1 protein-coding gene is annotated in these 801 nt (G+C 44.1%); it reads right to left on the reverse strand.

Annotated elements, in window-relative coordinates:
* Nucleotides 1-801, reverse strand: an 801-nt coding sequence (locus tag A3763_RS20075) for an AAA family ATPase (protein ID WP_156495210.1), incomplete at both ends; no start/stop codon positions are given.

Below are 801 nucleotides of genomic sequence, written 5' to 3' on the forward strand. Positions count from 1 at the left end.
AAGAGAATTTCTTCTGCTAACGGTTTCTTGAGGTCTTCCTGAATCAGACGAGCCATTGGTCTAGCACCCATAGTTTCATCATACCCCTTCTCTGCAAGATAGAGCTTCACTTCATCATCAACATGCAGCACAACGTTCTTCGCATCCAGCTGTACTTGTAATTCCATAAGGAACTTGTCGACAACATAGCAAACTGTTTCTCTCGATAATGAAGCAAACGGAATAATGCCATCCAAGCGATTTCTAAACTCTGGCGTAAATACCTTATTCAAAGCTTCCATACCATCTGAAGAATGGTCTTGCTCATTAAAACCAATTGAGCGTCTACTAATTACTTCCGCACCAGCATTGGTTGTCATCACCAACACGACATGCCTAAAGTCAGCTTTGCGGCCATTGTTATCGGTTAAGGTGCCGTGATCCATAACCTGCAACAACAAGTTAAAGACTTCTGGGTGCGCCTTTTCAATCTCATCAAGCAATAAAACGCAGTGAGGATTCTTATTGACCGCTTCGGTCAATAAGCCACCCTGATCATAGCCAACGTACCCAGGAGGCGCACCAATCAAACGACTGACGGTATGTCGCTCCATATACTCCGACATATCAAAGCGAACCAACTCAATACCTAATACAGTTGCTAACTGCTTAGTTACTTCAGTCTTACCAACACCGGTAGGACCAGAGAACAAGAATGCACCATCAGGCTTCTCAGGCGACTTCAAACCGGCGCGAGAAAGCTTGATTGCCGTTGATAAAGACTCGATTGCCTTATCTTGACCAAACACTAGCATTTTAAGA

The organism is Oleiphilus sp. HI0128 (assembly GCF_001635365.1).